The 15,825-nt window shown below is 51.4% G+C and carries 18 protein-coding genes; 17 read left to right on the top strand and 1 reads right to left on the bottom strand.

Annotation, left to right across the window (positions count from 1 at the left end):
- Window positions 1–4: 4 nt before the first annotated feature.
- The 3 genes from ribH (at window position 5) to ABCO64_RS03450 (ending at window position 2,618) form a co-directional block, all read left to right on the top strand.
- The gene (gene ribH, locus ABCO64_RS03460) at window positions 5–412 is read left to right on the top strand and encodes a 6,7-dimethyl-8-ribityllumazine synthase (RefSeq protein ID WP_253456232.1); all 408 of its coding nucleotides are present in this window, start codon (window positions 5–7) and stop codon (window positions 410–412) included.
- On the top strand, window positions 409–1,542 hold the full coding sequence (locus tag ABCO64_RS03455) for a pyridoxal phosphate-dependent aminotransferase (protein ID WP_343089209.1): 1,134 nt from the start codon (window positions 409–411) through the stop codon (window positions 1,540–1,542). Before ribH ends, ABCO64_RS03455 begins: the two co-directional genes overlap by 4 nt.
- 128 nt (window positions 1,543–1,670) lie before the next feature.
- Window positions 1,671–2,618, top strand: a complete 948-nt coding sequence (locus tag ABCO64_RS03450) for a cation diffusion facilitator family transporter (RefSeq protein WP_343089208.1) — start codon at window positions 1,671–1,673, stop codon at window positions 2,616–2,618.
- A 3-nt stretch (window positions 2,619–2,621) separates the two neighbouring features.
- Here ABCO64_RS03450 and ABCO64_RS03445 read toward each other — a convergent pair whose 3' ends face one another.
- A complete protein-coding gene (locus tag ABCO64_RS03445) occupies window positions 2,622–3,044 on the bottom strand; it encodes an ATP-binding protein (RefSeq protein WP_253456223.1) in 423 nt (140 codons plus the stop codon).
- Between the two features lie 112 nt (window positions 3,045–3,156).
- Here ABCO64_RS03445 and budA point away from each other — a divergent pair, with 112 nt between their 5' ends.
- The 14 genes from budA to istB all read left to right on the top strand — a co-directional run bounded on the left by budA (window position 3,157) and on the right by istB (window position 15,679).
- Window positions 3,157–3,981, top strand: coding sequence for an acetolactate decarboxylase (budA, locus tag ABCO64_RS03440; protein ID WP_253456220.1), 825 nt, complete (start codon window positions 3,157–3,159; stop codon window positions 3,979–3,981).
- A 185-nt stretch (window positions 3,982–4,166) separates the two neighbouring features.
- Window positions 4,167–4,829, top strand: coding sequence for a Yip1 family protein (locus tag ABCO64_RS03435; protein WP_253456216.1), 663 nt, complete (start codon window positions 4,167–4,169; stop codon window positions 4,827–4,829).
- A complete protein-coding gene (locus ABCO64_RS03430) occupies window positions 4,829–5,962 on the top strand; it encodes a COG1361 S-layer family protein (protein ID WP_253456213.1) in 1,134 nt (377 codons plus the stop codon). Before ABCO64_RS03435 ends, ABCO64_RS03430 begins: the two co-directional genes overlap by 1 nt.
- Window positions 5,959–6,630, top strand: a complete 672-nt coding sequence (locus ABCO64_RS03425) for an ABC transporter ATP-binding protein (RefSeq protein WP_253456210.1) — start codon at window positions 5,959–5,961, stop codon at window positions 6,628–6,630. The genes ABCO64_RS03430 and ABCO64_RS03425 overlap by 4 nt, the downstream gene beginning before the upstream one ends.
- The gene (locus tag ABCO64_RS03420) at window positions 6,627–7,805 is read left to right on the top strand and encodes an ABC transporter permease (RefSeq protein ID WP_253456207.1); all 1,179 of its coding nucleotides are present in this window, start codon (window positions 6,627–6,629) and stop codon (window positions 7,803–7,805) included. Before ABCO64_RS03425 ends, ABCO64_RS03420 begins: the two co-directional genes overlap by 4 nt.
- 56 nt (window positions 7,806–7,861) lie before the next feature.
- Complete coding sequence (locus tag ABCO64_RS03415) at window positions 7,862–9,226, top strand: mannose-1-phosphate guanylyltransferase/mannose-6-phosphate isomerase (RefSeq protein ID WP_253456204.1); 1,365 nt, start codon at window positions 7,862–7,864, stop codon at window positions 9,224–9,226.
- Window positions 9,216–9,749: an archaellin/type IV pilin N-terminal domain-containing protein gene (locus tag ABCO64_RS03410; protein ID WP_253456201.1), complete on the top strand. Its 534-nt coding sequence runs from the start codon at window positions 9,216–9,218 to the stop codon at window positions 9,747–9,749. Before ABCO64_RS03415 ends, ABCO64_RS03410 begins: the two co-directional genes overlap by 11 nt.
- 1 nt (window position 9,750) lies before the next feature.
- Complete coding sequence (locus tag ABCO64_RS03405; RefSeq protein ID WP_292615757.1) at window positions 9,751–10,320, top strand: archaellin/type IV pilin N-terminal domain-containing protein; 570 nt, start codon at window positions 9,751–9,753, stop codon at window positions 10,318–10,320.
- 56 nt (window positions 10,321–10,376) lie between these two features.
- On the top strand, window positions 10,377–11,258 hold the full coding sequence (locus ABCO64_RS03400; protein ID WP_253456196.1) for a thiamine pyrophosphate-dependent enzyme: 882 nt from the start codon (window positions 10,377–10,379) through the stop codon (window positions 11,256–11,258).
- Window positions 11,252–12,361, top strand: coding sequence for a pyruvate ferredoxin oxidoreductase (porA, locus tag ABCO64_RS03395; protein ID WP_253456193.1), 1,110 nt, complete (start codon window positions 11,252–11,254; stop codon window positions 12,359–12,361). Before ABCO64_RS03400 ends, porA begins: the two co-directional genes overlap by 7 nt.
- A complete protein-coding gene (locus ABCO64_RS03390; RefSeq protein WP_253456190.1) occupies window positions 12,361–12,888 on the top strand; it encodes a 2-oxoacid:acceptor oxidoreductase family protein in 528 nt (175 codons plus the stop codon). The genes porA and ABCO64_RS03390 overlap by 1 nt, the downstream gene beginning before the upstream one ends.
- Window positions 12,885–13,130, top strand: a complete 246-nt coding sequence (locus tag ABCO64_RS03385; RefSeq protein WP_253456187.1) for a 4Fe-4S binding protein — start codon at window positions 12,885–12,887, stop codon at window positions 13,128–13,130. Before ABCO64_RS03390 ends, ABCO64_RS03385 begins: the two co-directional genes overlap by 4 nt.
- Window positions 13,131–13,487: 357 nt before the next feature.
- Window positions 13,488–14,966 carry an IS21 family transposase gene (gene istA, locus ABCO64_RS03380; RefSeq protein ID WP_343089207.1) on the top strand — a complete coding sequence of 493 codons (1,479 nt, stop codon included), beginning with the start codon at window positions 13,488–13,490 and terminating at the stop codon, window positions 14,964–14,966.
- A complete protein-coding gene (gene istB / locus ABCO64_RS03375) occupies window positions 14,966–15,679 on the top strand; it encodes an IS21-like element helper ATPase IstB (RefSeq protein ID WP_343089206.1) in 714 nt (237 codons plus the stop codon). Before istA ends, istB begins: the two co-directional genes overlap by 1 nt.
- Window positions 15,680–15,825: the final 146 nt, after the last annotated feature.

Genomic DNA, 15,825 nt, shown 5'->3' with positions numbered 1-15,825 from the left:
TACTATGACGATAAAACTTGGATTTGTAGTTGCGGAATTCAACCGCGATATCACGTATATGATGGAGATTGAGGCAGAAGAACATGCGAAGTTCCTTGGGGCTGACGTGATTGAGCGGTCATTTGTGCCTGGTGCATATGATATGCCGCTTGCTATCAAGAAGATGCTCAAGGACGGGAATGTCGATGCGGTTGTCACCATCGCCTGTGTCATTGAGGGAGCAACCGGCCATGACGAGATTGTTGTCCAGCATGCGGCACGCAAGATCATTGATCTCTCGCTTGAATTTGAGAAACCAGTGGCTCTTGGGATATCGGGTCCCGGGATGACCCGGCTTGAGGCGCAGGAGCGGGTCGATTATGCCCGGAGAGCGGTTGAGTCTGCGGTCAAGCTTGTCCAGCGATTGACATGAGGCAGCTGTCAGATACTATTGGTGCGATAACACCATCAGCCACAATGGCGATTGCGGATCGTGCAAAGGAGATGGTACGAAACGGGATCGATGTCATCAGCCTCTCTATTGGTGAGCCGGATTTCGAAACGCCCCCCCATATCACTGAGGCGGCAATAGATGCCCTCCGGCGTGGGGAGACGCATTACGCACCCTCACGCGGCATCCCCGAACTGCTGGATGCGGTTGCTGATAAACTCTCAACCGAAAACGGCATTCCTGCATCACCTGCTGACTGCATCGTGACTGCCGGTGCAAAGGATGCGATCCGGCTCTGCTGCCAGGCGGTGCTGAATCCGGGTGATGAGGTGATCATCCTTGACCCGTCCTGGGTTTCGTATGAACCCTGCCTGCAGATGGCAGGGGCACAGGCAGTCCACTACCCGCTTGATCCGGTGACGTTCCAGCCGGGGGAGTCGCTTGCGGAAGCGATCACGCCTGCAACACGGATGATCATCGTGAACTCGCCATCGAATCCGACTGGATCGGTCCTGACGCGTTCATCGCTTGGGATGATTGCGGATCTCTGTTCAGATCACGATCTCCTTGCGTTATCAGATGAGATCTATGAGAAACTTGTCTATGATGGTGCTGAACATATCCCGCTTGCCTCGATTCATGATATGGCAGAGCGTACCGTGACTGTAAACGGGTTCTCAAAGGCGTATGCAATGACCGGATGGCGGCTTGGGTATGCGGCCGGCCCCTCGCAGGTCATCAGTTACATGAACCGGATCCAGCAGCACTCGGTCTCCCACCCGATGACGTTTGTGATGTGGGGTGGGGTTGCTGCACTGAAGGGTGATCAGTCCTGTGTCCTGGAGATGCGGGAAGAGTTTGCGAAACGGCGAACGTTTATGATGGCATCCCTTCAAAAAGCAGGATACCGGTCTGCTCCGGCTGATGGTGCGTTCTATGCGTTTGCAGAGGTCGGGGGAGATGATGTCGCCACTGCCTCATCGTGGCTTGAGGAGAAGCATGTTGCGGTGACGCCTGGATCGGCATTTGGGGCACCCGGCTGGGTGCGGCTGAGCTACGCAACCTCGATGGACCGGCTGGAAGAGGCGGTGGAGCGGCTGTGGGGGGAGTGAAGATATACGCACAAAAAATAGAATAAAAATCGCATATATTTTGTAGTGCTCTGCGTTGGTATCCCAGATCAGACTAACCCCTCCAATACCAATATTTTTCCTCTCTTCTGTGTAACCAATCAGGAAGCATGCCCATGCTCCCTCCACAGGCAGATCCGTCCACACGCGAGAAGAAGCAGATTGCAGGTATAGCAATCGCAAGCAACACCATTCTTGTCATCCTGAAACTGGTAATCGGCACAATCACCGGTTCAGTTGCCATCATCTCGGATGCAGTCCATTCTGCAACCGATATCGTCGCATCTTCAATAGCATTTTTTGCAGTCAGAAAATCCGGACGCCCTCCTGATGATCAGCACGCATTTGGGCATGGCAAATTCGAGTCGCTCTCAGGGCTTATTGAGGCAACACTGATCATACTTGTTGCACTCTTTATCATCTATGAGGCATCCGGTGCTCTCATCCGTGGCGAAAGCACGCTTGATCCTGATCTCCTCGGGCTCGGCATGGTGGCTGTCGGCGTATCGGCACTGGCAAACACCATTATCTCCCAGAGGATGATGAAGATCGCACGGAAGACTGAGTCGATTGCACTTGAGACAGACGCCTGGCATCTCAGAACAGATGTCTTTACTTCAGTTGGTGTCTTTGCAGGATTGCTTTTGATCTATCTGACCGGCATCCTGCTCCTTGATGCAATCATCGCGCTTGCAGTTGGTCTTGTCATCATTCGAACCGGTATCAGCCTGATCAAAAAATCACTTGGTGATCTCCTTGACAACCGGCTTCCTGAAGAGGAGGTTCGCCGCATACAGACAATCCTCACTGGCTACTGCTCCGAATATGTCAATTTTCATGGTCTGAAGACAAGACGGTCAGGGCCTGAGCGCTTCATCGAATTCCACCTGATGTTCAACCAGGACTCCCTGCTCAGCACCGCTCATGAGCTTGCAGATCGACTGGAAGAGGAACTCAAAGCCGAGTTTCCACGGGTTCATGTCACAATTCATATGGAACCCTGCCACGAGATATGCGAGGATTGCGGGGTTTATATCTGTCCCGAAAGGAATGAGTGAGGATTATATGCTCTCTTCACGATTTTTTGTCATGGTGAGGATATTCTGTCCATCTTTCCGCTCATAGGTGACCGAATCAGTCATCTTCCGAATGAGATAGATTCCAAGACCCCCAACCTTCCGCTCATCAATACCGAGCGTGATATCAGGAGGCTCAATCTTCAGTGGATCAAAGGGTTTTCCGGAATCGATGAGCGAAACGACGACAGCTTCACCATTGACAGAAATCCGGATTTGAACGTTCCCCACTTCATCCTCATATGCATATGAGGCGATATTGGTGAATGCCTCATCAACTGCCAGCTGGAGATTGAATGCCGGAGCACCATCAATGTCTGCCTCCTCAAGCACTGAGTCGAGAAACCCCATGACATCAGGAAGATTCTCAATACCTGCCGGAAAATTCCTGGCTGTATACATCTGCATCTGCCCCCACGAAAACTGATCCAATTGTACTTGTTCGATGATATCATAATTTCTCTGATGTTTATTCCGGGTAGCGATCTGCTAAAATAGTCGGACCAGAAAATAGACTGCTATGCAGACAAAGATCCAAATCATCATCATCTCCCTCATCATCGGGATTGTCATTGGAGCAGGGGGGGTTGCACTTTTTGCAGCAGTCTCCAGTGATACCGGTATTGAGGAAGGTGATCTCATCTTCCAGGTCTCAACAATCGACGCACTCCTTGAGAGTGTCTATGATGGTGTTCTGCCGGTCTCGGACCTGATCTGGTATGGCGATCTCGGGATCGGGACGTTTGATTCCCTGGATGGCGAACTTATCCTTGTGGATGGAACTGTCTACCAGGCCAGGGCAGATGGATCACTTGTGACTGCCCCAGATGATCTCACAACACCGCTTGCTGCGGTGACCTTCTTTGACGCAGATATCATCGTCCCGGATCTTTCAACCGCAGGATACCAGGATTTTGAGGATCATATCAACGAGGTGATCAGGTCAGAAAACCTGATGTATGCCATCCGTATCGACGGTGTCTTCTCGTCGGTGACACTTCGTGCACCCCACCGCCAGGAGAAGCCGTATCCGCGTCTCATCGATGCCCTGGCAGATCAGTATGTGGCAACACATACAGATATCAGTGGTACAGCAGTCGGGTTCCTCCTTCCTGAGTATATGGGAGGGCTGAATGTCCCGGATTACCACCTCCACTTTGTCAGTGATGACCGGCATACCGGAGGCCATATCGTTGATTTCTCACTTGAATCCGCAAACGTGGGTCTTGATGAAAAAACCGCCCTCCTGATACGGCTCCCGGAGGAGGGAGGATTTATTTCTGCAGATCTCACCCAGGATCTCTCGGATGAACGTGCGGTTGTGGAGCGGCCGGATGTTGGGTGATCTCTCAGAAAAGCATGAAAGCCGCTTCGTTGCCACCGTGAATCCAGAAGCCCACATGAAGCCAGAAGCAACACTTTTTTTTTTTGTATCGTCTGCTGCACCATATTTTTATCAGCAAATAAAACGAATCAATACTAAATAATATCAGGTAGCCGGCCTCCGGCGCTGGTGGTGAATACGTAGTTATGGGATCAGATCTTCTCACTATCCTCTTCAGGCCCGATGAGTACTTCAGGGAGCATGCACAAGAGGAAGCGGCACTTGGTATGCCCCTTGGTATCGTCTTTGTGTATGCTCTCCTCTCTGCACTGGGCGGTTACCAGATGTCTTCACTGATGACCCCGATGTTTGAGGGTGGAATGGAAGGCTATGGTGCGGTCATTGGAATCTTTGGAGCAGTCGGTGGTTTTATTGCCGGAATTATGTTCTGGATACTCGCAGCTGTGGTCTTCTATCTTGTGAGCATGCTCTTCAAAGGCGAAGGTTCTCTGAAGAAGGTGGCAGAAGCAGCCGGGTATGGTATGGCACCGTTTATTGCGTCAGTTGGGATTGGTATTGCCTATCTTGCAACAGTAGCCGATCAGGTGACAATACCAGTTATTCGCGATTTTATGGATCCGGCTGCAATAGATGCGGCAGTCGAAGCGTTTCTTGCCCAGCCGGTGATGGCTGATGTAATGCTTCTCCAGGGTGTTCTCTCACTTGTCTTCATGATCTGGGCTGCAAACATCTGGTACTATGGTATCCGCTATGCACGGAACCTGACCGGGCGTGATGCCGGGATTGTGGTGCTTGTCCCGGTTGCAATCTATCTCCTTGTAACAATTATGTCTATTGGGGTGCTGTGATGAGAAAGAGTCTCTTTATACTGGTAATCGGAGCCCTACTCGTATGCTCGGGTATAGGTGCTGCTTCCGCCTCGCAGGTTGGTGTCATTGATGTCTCCCTTGATCCTCCTGTCTTCTTCCCCTCAGACACCGGAACCATCACGGTCGTCATCAAAAATACCGGCAGCAACCCTGTTGAGATATCCAGGATAAATCTTGCAGGGGTACGAAATATCGGTGTAGTAGAAAGCCCGCACTATTCGGGTGTCGGGATACTTGGTGCCGGGGACTCCATGACGACCAGTTTCACCATCAGGGCAGGGAGTGAGGAAGGTATCTTCTACCCCAGGTTCTCCATGAATTTTATTCCAACCGGGAATTTTAACTATCCGGTTACTGTGAAAGTTGACAGGACCCCGCTTGAAGCCAGCATAACGTCCCGGCCTGATACTTTCATGGAGGGAAGAAAAGATACTGTTGAGATCTCTGTTGGAAACCCGCGTGATAATTCTCTCTCAGGAGTGAGGATCACCCCGGCAACCGGTGTAGCAGAGGTCGTCCCGACATCCGCCTTTATCGGCACGCTCAATCCGGGGGAGAATGAGAGTGCAAGTTTCTCAGTGACACCGGCTGGCGAGGGCGATCTCACCTTCAATGTCGAATACAGAAATGGCCAGAACCGGCATACCATCCCGCTTACGCTTTCGGTCGTGCCAGGGACAGCCAAGCGGGTGGCAGAGCCGATCGTCTCAAATATCGAGGTGGGTTCAGTTGCCGGAGGCTACCGGATCACCGGCGATGTCTCAAATGCAGGGCTTGAAACTGCACGTTCGGTTGTGATGACAACGAGTGAGCCGGCAGTGCCGATTGACCCGTTCCGGCTGTACGTCGTCGGGGCACTGGATGCCGATGACTTCTCCTCGTTTGAGGTGACATTCTCGGCAAAAGATGTGGATAACGTTCCGCTTGTGATCAGGTATCGTGATGATGACGGAAACCTGTATGAAGAGACGGTCATGGTCGCAATCAGGCCATCTCTTCTTCCCTCGACAGCAGATCAGGATGAGGGCATCCCGCCTGTGATCATCGGAATTGGTGTTGTATCTCTGCTTTTTGTTGCAGGAGCACTCCTCTATTCACGAAAAAAGCGATGAAAACAGCGATCCGATTCCAGAATGTCTCGAAAATATACTCCCTGAAGAGCGGTGATGTCATTGCTCTTGACGGGATTAATCTCTCTATTGAAGCCGGAGAGTTTATTGCGATCATGGGCCCGTCGGGCTCTGGTAAATCCACTCTTTTGAATATGATGGGGTGCCTTGACACCCCCACACATGGCGAGGTCTTTATCAACAATCAGAACATCGGCGAGATGACAGATGACGAACTGACAATGCTCAGGCGACACCATCTTGGCTTTATCTTCCAGCAGTTCAACTTAATCCCGCTCCTCTCGGCAATCGAGAATGTACGGCTTCCACTCATCCTCAATGGAGGCAATAACGAATGTACACTCAACTGCAAAAACATCCTCTCGGCTGTTGGTATCAGTGAGGAACGGCTCGAACATACGCCGTCTGAACTTTCCGGTGGCCAGCAGCAGCGGGTTGCGATTGCACGGGCATTAATCAATGATCCTGAGATCCTGCTTGCGGATGAACCGACAGGGAACCTGGATACAAAGACCGGGGCCCAGATCATGGATCTCCTGTCACGACTGCAGAAAGAGGAGGGGAAGACGATCATCATGGTCACACATGATCCAACCCTTTCCCGCTATGCCGATCGCGTGATACGGATAGTCGACGGGAGGCTCGAATGAACCGGCCGATCTTCTTTCAGTTCGCCCTTCGAAATCTCAGGCTCCACTGGCTCCGTTCGCTCCTTGCGATGATCGGGATCATTATCGGTGTTGTTGCCATCACCTCGATGGGAATACTTGGATCGTCGCTTGTCCTCTCCATCTCAGAAGATCTGACAACAGTGGGCGATACAATCGTTGTCATCCCCCATGCCGGAGGGGCTCAGATGGGGCCGGGAGGAGGTATATCTTCAGATGATGTCATCACCTCCAGGCAGCTTGAACGGATAACACGTGCATCTGTTCCGCATACTGTCATCCCGGTCTATTCGGGGGGTACGCGTATTCGTATTGGGGGAGAAACCGGATTTGCTTCTATCTATGGGCTTCGGACAGCTGATATCCCGGTTCTTCTTGAGCTGGAGGAGGGGCAGTATCTGCGGGGGGCTTCCGGTGCAATGGTCGGATACCGGCTTGCTGAGACATATTCACTCAGGACAGGCAGCAGAATCATTGTTGGAACAGAGGGGCAATCCGTCCGGGTGGTTGGTATCCTTGAGGAACGGGGTATGGGCTTTGATATCAATACTGACAATGCCATCATCGTATCTGACCGTTGGTATGAGAATGCCTATGATCCAATGGGCTATGATCGTGTCATCGTCAAGGTCAGAACCCTGGAAGAGATCGAGCAGGTGAAGGAGTCAATTGATTCTGCCCTGAACCGCCGGGACACTGAGGTCGATGTATTTGATACCCGGGCGATACTCACGACCATTCTTGAGACCTTTGGGAGAATATCGACCTTTACCATTGCAATCGGGGGGATCTCCCTCATCGTTGCCGGAGTCTCAATATTCAATGTCATGATGATGTCGGTGATGGAGCGGTACCGGGAGATTGGAATTCTCCGTTCAATCGGGTGCCTCAGACGTGAGATCCGGCGTATGTTCTTCTATGAGTCCCTCCTCCTCGGGATCGCCGGATCAGCAATCGGCGGGACTCTCTCGGTTGCAGGTGGCTACCTTGCCCTTCTTGTCATGCTTGAAGATACAAGTTATCTCCTCGCACCAACAAGCCTCATCTATATCCCGATCGGAATGATCTTTGGGATTGGAACCTCAGTTCTCTCGGGGCTCTACCCCGCCTGGAAGGCGTCGGAAGCCAACCCGATTGAGGCACTCAGGCACGAATGAACACAATAACAACCCTTTTCTCTCTCAAATAAATACAAAAGGGTTATACGTTCTTTTTGAGTATATTGAAGGCAGGTGATCGTATCAGGACAGTTCTCCTTGCAGGTGGAAGCGGAACCCGGCTATGGCCACTTTCCAGGCGGCATTGCCCGAAGCAGTTTATCAGACTCCTTGATGAAACCCTCTTCCAGCAGGCCTACCGGAGGGCCCGCCTCCACTCATCTCCTGATGAGATTGTTATAGTGACCGGATCCGCATACGAATTCCTTGTGAAGAACCAGATTGAGGAACTTGGCGAGGAGGTTCTCCATGATCAGGTCCTTCTCGAACCCTGTGGCAGAAACACACTCCCAGCAATCGCCTGGGGGATGCGGAGGTTTGCAGATGATCCGGATCATCCGGTCGTGGTTTATCCAACCGATCATCTCATCGGGGATGGCATGGCTCCGGTGGTGCTGCAGTCAGTTCCCCTCGCAGAAGAGTGCCTGGTCACCTTCGGGGTTGTTCCGGATCGCCCCCATACGGGGTATGGCTATATCAAACCAGGTGATGCACTCCAAAATGGATACAGGGTGGCAGCATTTCACGAAAAACCAGATTCAGCATCTGCAGAGCAGCATATCAGGGACGGCGCTCTCTGGAATGCCGGCATTTTCCTGATGACTCCACGGCTCTTCTTTGAAGAATGCCAAAAATATGCTCCGGAAATAGCAGAAGCCTCTCTTCCCGGGGAGTATTCTCTTCTTCCATCCATCTCTGTGGACTATGGTCTCCTTGAACGATCCGGGCGTGTTGCGGTGGTTCCCCTCACTGTTCCATGGAGTGATCTTGGAACATTTGCCGCACTTCATGATGCATCCAGACAGGATCAGTTCAACAATGTCGGTGATGCCCATCTCTTCGACACATCAGGCTGCACATTCATCCATCCCGAGGGCAAGCGGGTTGCAGCGGTGGGAGTCTCAGATCTGGTGGTCATTGATACCGATGATGCGCTTCTGGTCTGTTCAAGCGGTGCAACTGAGCGTGTCAGGGAGGTGGTGGAGGAACTTGACGCCCTCCATGATCCCACGGTTCTTGAGCACCGGCTTGTCTATCGTCCCTGGGGTTCCTATCTCGTCCTCGAAGAATCACGCTTCTTCAAGATCAAACGGATTACTGTCAAGCCGGGGGCATCGCTCTCACTTCAGCAGCACCATCACAGGAGCGAGCACTGGGTTGTCGTCTCAGGCTGTGCCAATGTCTGGATTGACGGGGAGACGCGTCTTCTTCCTCAGGGAGAATCGACCTTTGTCCGTGCGGGTGCGGTTCACAGGCTTGAGAACCGGGGGCAGATACCCCTCGAGATGATCGAGGTTCAGATCGGCGAATATCTCGCAGAGGACGATATCGTCAGATTTGATGATCGCTATGGCAGATGAGGATGGCTTTTCCGGACTGGAGGCAGCAATAATCCTGATTGCCTTCATCGTGGTTGCCACAGCCTTTTCGTATGTAGTCCTCGGAGCCGGCTTCTCTGCGTCAGAGAAGACACGTTTGGTGACTGGTGAGGCAGGCAAAACCACGTCAGCTCTGGTAGTGACTGGATCTGTTGTTGGACAGGCAGATGAGCGGGGGAACAAACTGAAGCACCTGAGCTTCTCCAGTGAGGTTATCGGGGAATCCGTGCCTGCATCAGGTATCCGCTACTCCCTCATAACCACTGACAGCATAGTTGAATTATCTTCGCAAAACGTAAAACTCAGCTGGAATTATGAGTTGGAAGCTGATGGAATTCTCTCCAGGGGAGAGATACTCTCTATAGAACTGACTGTCACTGATGCAGAGCTTGTACCTGGAACACCATTTACCCTTACTCTCCATCCGCCAGAGGGTATCCCCGTTTCTGTCAGGTGCCAGGTGCCGGGAAGTCTGACTCCGAATAAATATTATATGGTGGGCTGAGATGGATGACGGACTCACTGGACTTGAGGCAGCAGTTGTCCTGATTGCATTTGTTGTTGTGGCTGCCGTCTTCTCCCATATGGTTATTGCTGCCGGGGTCTCGATTTCAGGTGGAGTGAACGCAGAGCTGTACCAGGGGCTCTCGGTTGCAGGATCCGGTCTTATGGTGGCAGGGACTGTCTATGCAACAGATCTGATGTCAGAGCAGCGCTATGCCCAGGAGGTGCGTATTCCAATCAGGCTCCTTCCAAATTCAGATCCAATTGATCTTTCGACGTTGACGATTCATATTATAGGAACCGATCATTATGGGTTGATACCTGCGAATGATCTGCTCTTTGCACAAACACCTGCTAGTGGACGCTACTCGATCAGGCACCCGCACCGGGCTGATCAAAATCCAATCCTAAAACCTGGTGAGATGGTTACCATCGCGGTCCGTCCAACAGTGGTTGGTAACCTGCAGGCAGGTGACAATCCGACCATTGAGATCATTGCACCTGGTATCCACCCGCTCCGGGTTCAACTCTCGTTCCCTGCTGATCTCCAACCGATCATGGCTGTCGGGTGAGTAGTCCCAAATCCGAAGTATCAATATTCATGAATGACAGACTTAATCGGGATTGCATGTCTGAGATACCAAAAGAAGAGTATATAGAAAAATGCACAACGGCCTGTGCCGGCTGTACATCCTCGCTTGCACTCCGGTATGTGCTGAAAGCTGCAGGCCCTGACACGGTTCTCGTTGTTCCTGCATGCTGTACAAGTATTCTGCAGGGGGCATATCCGAAAACCGCGTTCTCAGTGCCGGTCTATAATATCGCCTTTGCAGCAGCTGCTGCCTGTGCATCAGGCATGAGCGAGGCGTTTTTAAGTATGGGGAAGAAGACGAACGTCATTGTCTATGCAGGTGACGGCGGAACAGTTGATATTGGTATCCAGGCGCTCTCAGGTGCGCTTGAACGGGGAACAGACTTCCTCTATATCTGCTATGATAACGAGGCATATGGAAACACCGGGATGCAGCGTTCAGGTGCCACCCCGGCAGGCGCCCGGACAACGACAACACCCGGTGGCAAGACCGATGCCAAGAAGGATCTTGACCGGATCATTGCCGCCCACAACATCCCCTACCAGGCAACAGCAACACCTGCATATCCAAAAGATCTCTATGAGAAGGTGAAGACTGCGCTTGCGACTCCCGGACCATCATTTCTGCATATCCTGATCCCCTGTCCCCCGGGATGGAGAATATCCTCTGACATGTCGGTTACTGTTGGGAAGATGGCAGTGAAGACCGGTTCGTTTGTACTCTGGGAGCGGAAATATGGAGAACTCACGATCAGCTCCCCCTCAAAAACTGCCATGAAGAGGAGAGCGCCTCTCAGGGACTACCTCTCGGTTCAGGGCAGGTTTAAAGGCATCTCTGACAAGGCCGTGAATGAACTGGAACAGGCAATCGAGAAGAATATTACACAACTTACAAAAGAGGAGGCCGGAGAATGCTGATGGTGGCAACAGGGAACAAGGCGGTTGCAGCTGCTGTGAAGGATGCAAAACCCTCGGTTGTTGCAGCATACCCGATCACTCCCCAGTCCGAGGTTGTCGAAAAGATTGCGGAATATGTCGTAAGCGGTGAGATGCAGGCACGCTATATTCCTGTCGAGAGTGAACACTCAGCAATGACGGCCTGTATCGGTGCTTCAGTTACCGGGGTCAGGACCTTTACCGCAACCAGTTCGCACGGGCTTCTCTATATGCACGAGATGCTTCACTGGGCAGCTGGTGCCCGCCTCCCGATTGTGATGGCAAACATCAACCGGTCGCTTGGACCGGGGTGGAATGTCTGGGCAGAGCATACCGATGCCTATTCACAGCGGGATTCCGGGTGGCTTCAGTTCTTTGTTGCTGATGTCCAGGAAGCCTATGACACGACCCTGATGGCGTTCCGGATAGCGGAAAATACAGGTATTCTTCTGCCAGTCATGGTTAATCTTGACGGGTTCCTCCTCTCCCACATCATACAGTCCCTGGATACAGTTGATCCTGGTGACTATCTCCCCCCGATGGAGCTTCCCCATGCAATCGATACTGCCAATCCCGCCGGATATGGCACACTGACAGGTCCCCAGGATCACTTCAGGTTCAGGTGGGAGATCGAACGGGCGATGCGCAACGCTCCGGCTGTCATCCGTGAGGCAGAAGATGAATTCTTCAAACGGTTTGGGAGAAAGTACGGCCCGACCGATGAGTACCTCTGTGAAGATGCAGATGTTCTCATACTCTCGCTTGGCACACTCGGCAGGGAAGCCGAGGTTTCTGTTGATATTCTCAGAAAAGAAGGTATCAAAGCCGGTTCCATGCGTGTCCGCTGGTTCAGGCCGTTCCCGGAACTCAACTTCGGTGACCGGGAACTTGTTGTCATCGATCGCGGCTACTCGTTTGGGTTTGGCGGTGTGCTTGCCGACTCCATCCGCTCCCGCTACCATGATGCATCGATCTATTCTGTCATAGCCGGGCTGGGCGGCCAGGAGGTTACCTATGATGATATCGCGGGCTTTGTCCGTGATCGAAAGATGGGAGAAGAGTTCTGGTTCGGGGTGGATGCCTGATGTTTGAGATCAGAATCCATTCCCGTGGCGGCCAGGGCGGGGTCACTGCTGCCACGCTGATTGCAACGGCTGCTTTCCTTGACAAAAAACATGCGACTGCCGCACCATTCTATGGTGCTGAACGCCGGGGTGCGCCGGTAACCTCGTTTGTCAGGATAGATGCCGAGCCGATCAGGATCTACTCGCAGATCAGATCGCCGGATCTTGTTATCGTCCTTGATGCCAGCATCATGGATACCGTTGATGTCCTCCAGGGGATGCGGCCCGGAGGGACACTCCTGATCAACAGCTCTCACCCGGTGGATATTGAAGGCTTCAGGGTTTTGACGATCGATCTCACCGGAGTTGCACTTGCTGTTGATCTTGTTGTTTCCGGCAGCCCGATCCTGAACACCCCGGTTCTTGGAGCGCTTGCGAAGATGGATGTAATAACAAAGGATTCTGCTGAAGCTGCAATACGCGGCATGTTTACTGATGAGCGGAATATCAGGGCAGCAGAGGCTGCCTATGCGGAGCTGGTTGTATGAGTGATCCTGTTGCAATGAGCAGGCCAGGTCCCGGTGCTGCCGGAAAAACCGGTGCATGGCGGACGTTCTGTCCGGTGGTGGATCGAGAGGCATGCAATGCATGCGGCCTCTGTGCGATGTACTGCCCGGACGGCTGTATTGATGACGATTTTGAGATCGATCTCGACTATTGTAAAGGCTGTGGCATCTGTGCCCAGGAATGCCCAAAAAAAGCGATCCGGATGGATCGTGAAGAGCAGTAACTGCCTCCACCCAACTTTTTTTGGCTATTCTCTATATTTATGAAGGTAATTATTATCCAAATATCATAATAATACATGAATAATCTCAATTCGCTATTGTCTGACCAAAGTAGATAGTAAAATGCCATAATATATTTTTAGATTCATATACTTCACTCATCTTCTGTCTTTAAGTTTATTGGTAGTAGAAGAGTCTGAGACAGGCATAAAGTTACGTTGGATTGGGACTCTGGTACTCGCGTGTATTCGCTCATCAAAAACTGATCCACTTTTCATGAAAACGCTCATCATAAATTGATCCACCCTATCAACCCCTCTGTCCATTATTGGATCGGGAGGGAACTGTAGGTGAAATCGATGAGCGACATACAGCGCATTGTAGAACTCTATAACCTCTATGGATCAAAGAGAAGAGTCGCCAAAGAACTTGGAATGTCCCGGAATACTGTGGCACGGTATCTCCAACGGGTACAGGATGTCAAGGATGGAGTTGAAGATGAAATACTTCCTAAGAATCGCCAGATACAACGTCCCTGCACAATCATGACTCCAGAGATTCGAGGATGTATTCATTCAATTCTGGAAGAGAATGCTGATCGCCCAAAGAAACAACGGTGGAACGGACTGAAGATTTGTCACTACCTGAACAAGCACGGGCATGGCATCAGTTACGCAACAGTCAAGCGAGAGATCGCATCATGGAAACAGAAGCATGGCCATCGTGACGTCTATATTGCCCAGGAAACCGATCCTGGATGTCGCGCAGAATTCGATTTTGGCAAGACCGATCTCTGCATCTGCACGCGATGGGGTAAATATCCAATGGCATCCATGGTCCTCAATAACTCACTCTATCGGTTCGGCCGGGTCTATCATCGTGAGACACTCCTCGAGATTTTTGATGCCCATATCCGGTTCTTTAACGAGATTGGTGGAGTTCCTGCCACCATCTTCTATGATAATATGGCTGCAATCCTCAATCCAAGAACAAAAGATTGGAATCCACGGTTTCTTGAGTTTTCTCTCTTTCATGGATTCGAACCTCATGTCTGCAACCCACGGTCACCCCATGAGAAAGGAACCGATGAACAGTCAGTCGGGTACATGAGACGCTGGGCATTCAGTGAAAGGAATACGTTTCCGTCACTGGATGAGGCAAATGTGTGCCTGGCAGAAACAATCGCCGAGATCAATGCAGGTAACGTCTATCGCCGTTCATCTCCTCCCTGTGTTGGCCTTCTCGCAGAACAGGAAACGTTTGCCCCTCTTCCCACCCTTGAATTTTCCAATTATCAATCTCGCTCAGCCCGGATCTCAAAATACTCGCATGTTGCCTTTGAAACGAACTATTACTCGGTTCCGGATACCTATCCCGGTCACCATCTAACACTCAAATACTCTCCAGACATCGTCGAGCTGGTCGGAGGCGATCAGGTGCTTGCATGCCATACACGGCGGTTTGGAAAAGGAGAGCTTTCCTATGACCTCACCCACTTTCTCAAGACACTGTCACGAAAACCTGGTGCACTCCCAAACTCCCGGTTATTCCGACAACTCGACGAGGCGATTCAACGAATCCTTCATAGACATTATTCAGGGAGGAACAAAGATTTCCTCCCGATTCTCTCGCTTTTCAAAGAAGCATCTGAAGAGGAGTTGATATCTGCGATCCATCTGTTGGAAGAGCATGGCATGGTTCCAACCTATGAGACGTTACGATGTGTGATCATGCATCAGGCAGGCCAGGTGCCAGATATGTCCCTCCCTCCAGACCTGATCAAAATGGATGATCCCAATCTGTCTCTCTACGACCACCACTTGCTTGGAGGCCGCTGATGTCTGCAAGGATTGAGGAGCTCTGCCGTACACTGCGTCTCTCAGGGCTTGCAGCATCTGTACGTGACCTTGACCCGGGTCCCTGCTCAGAAGAGATTACCGGGTTTCTGCTTCAGGCTCTGGAGAATGAATATGATCTGAGGTTAGAGCGGAAACGGGTGAGCGCCATTCGTACCGCTGGTTTTCCGACAATGAAACGGTTTGATGATCTTGTTGTTGATCTGTTGCCCGAAGATGCTCGTTCCTATCTTTCCCTGCTGAAAGAATTACAGTTTCTCAAAGAACATCAGAACGTGCTCATGATCGGGAATTCCGGAACTGGAAAGACTCATCTTGCGATTGCTATTGGTGTCCTGGCATGTGAACAGAATTACCGGGTGATTTTCAAGACAACAGCCGGTCTGGTGAATGAGCTGGTCGAGGCAAAACAAGAACGTAGGTTAACCTATCTTCTCCGGCAGTTAAAACGTGTAGATCTCCTGATTCTTGATGAGTTAGGATATATCACGTTTGATCTTGCGGGAGCAGAACTGTTGTTTCAGCTGCTTGCATCACGGTATGAGACGGCCAGTACATTGGTGACATCGAACCTGATGTTCTCTGAGTGGGTGAAGGTATTCCATGACAAGTCACTTACAGCGGCTCTGCTTGATCGGATCACCCATCGAGCACTTGTGCTGAACATGACTGGCACAAGTTTTCGGCAGCGATAGCCACCACAGAATTAATGTGTGAGAAGACAAGATTGGTAGTAAGGTGGATCACTTTTAGATGAGCCAAGTGGATCAAAATTAAATGAGCGAAAACACTCGCGTGTCAGAAGCCCCCAACCGCCCACTTCCCCGTCCGCACATGCTTC

The organism is Methanocalculus natronophilus (assembly GCF_038751955.1).
Taxonomy (GTDB): domain Archaea; phylum Halobacteriota; class Methanomicrobia; order Methanomicrobiales; family Methanocorpusculaceae; genus Methanocalculus; species Methanocalculus natronophilus.
Note: the sequence above shows the minus strand (reverse complement) of the source record. Positions and strands in the feature narration are given on the sequence as shown.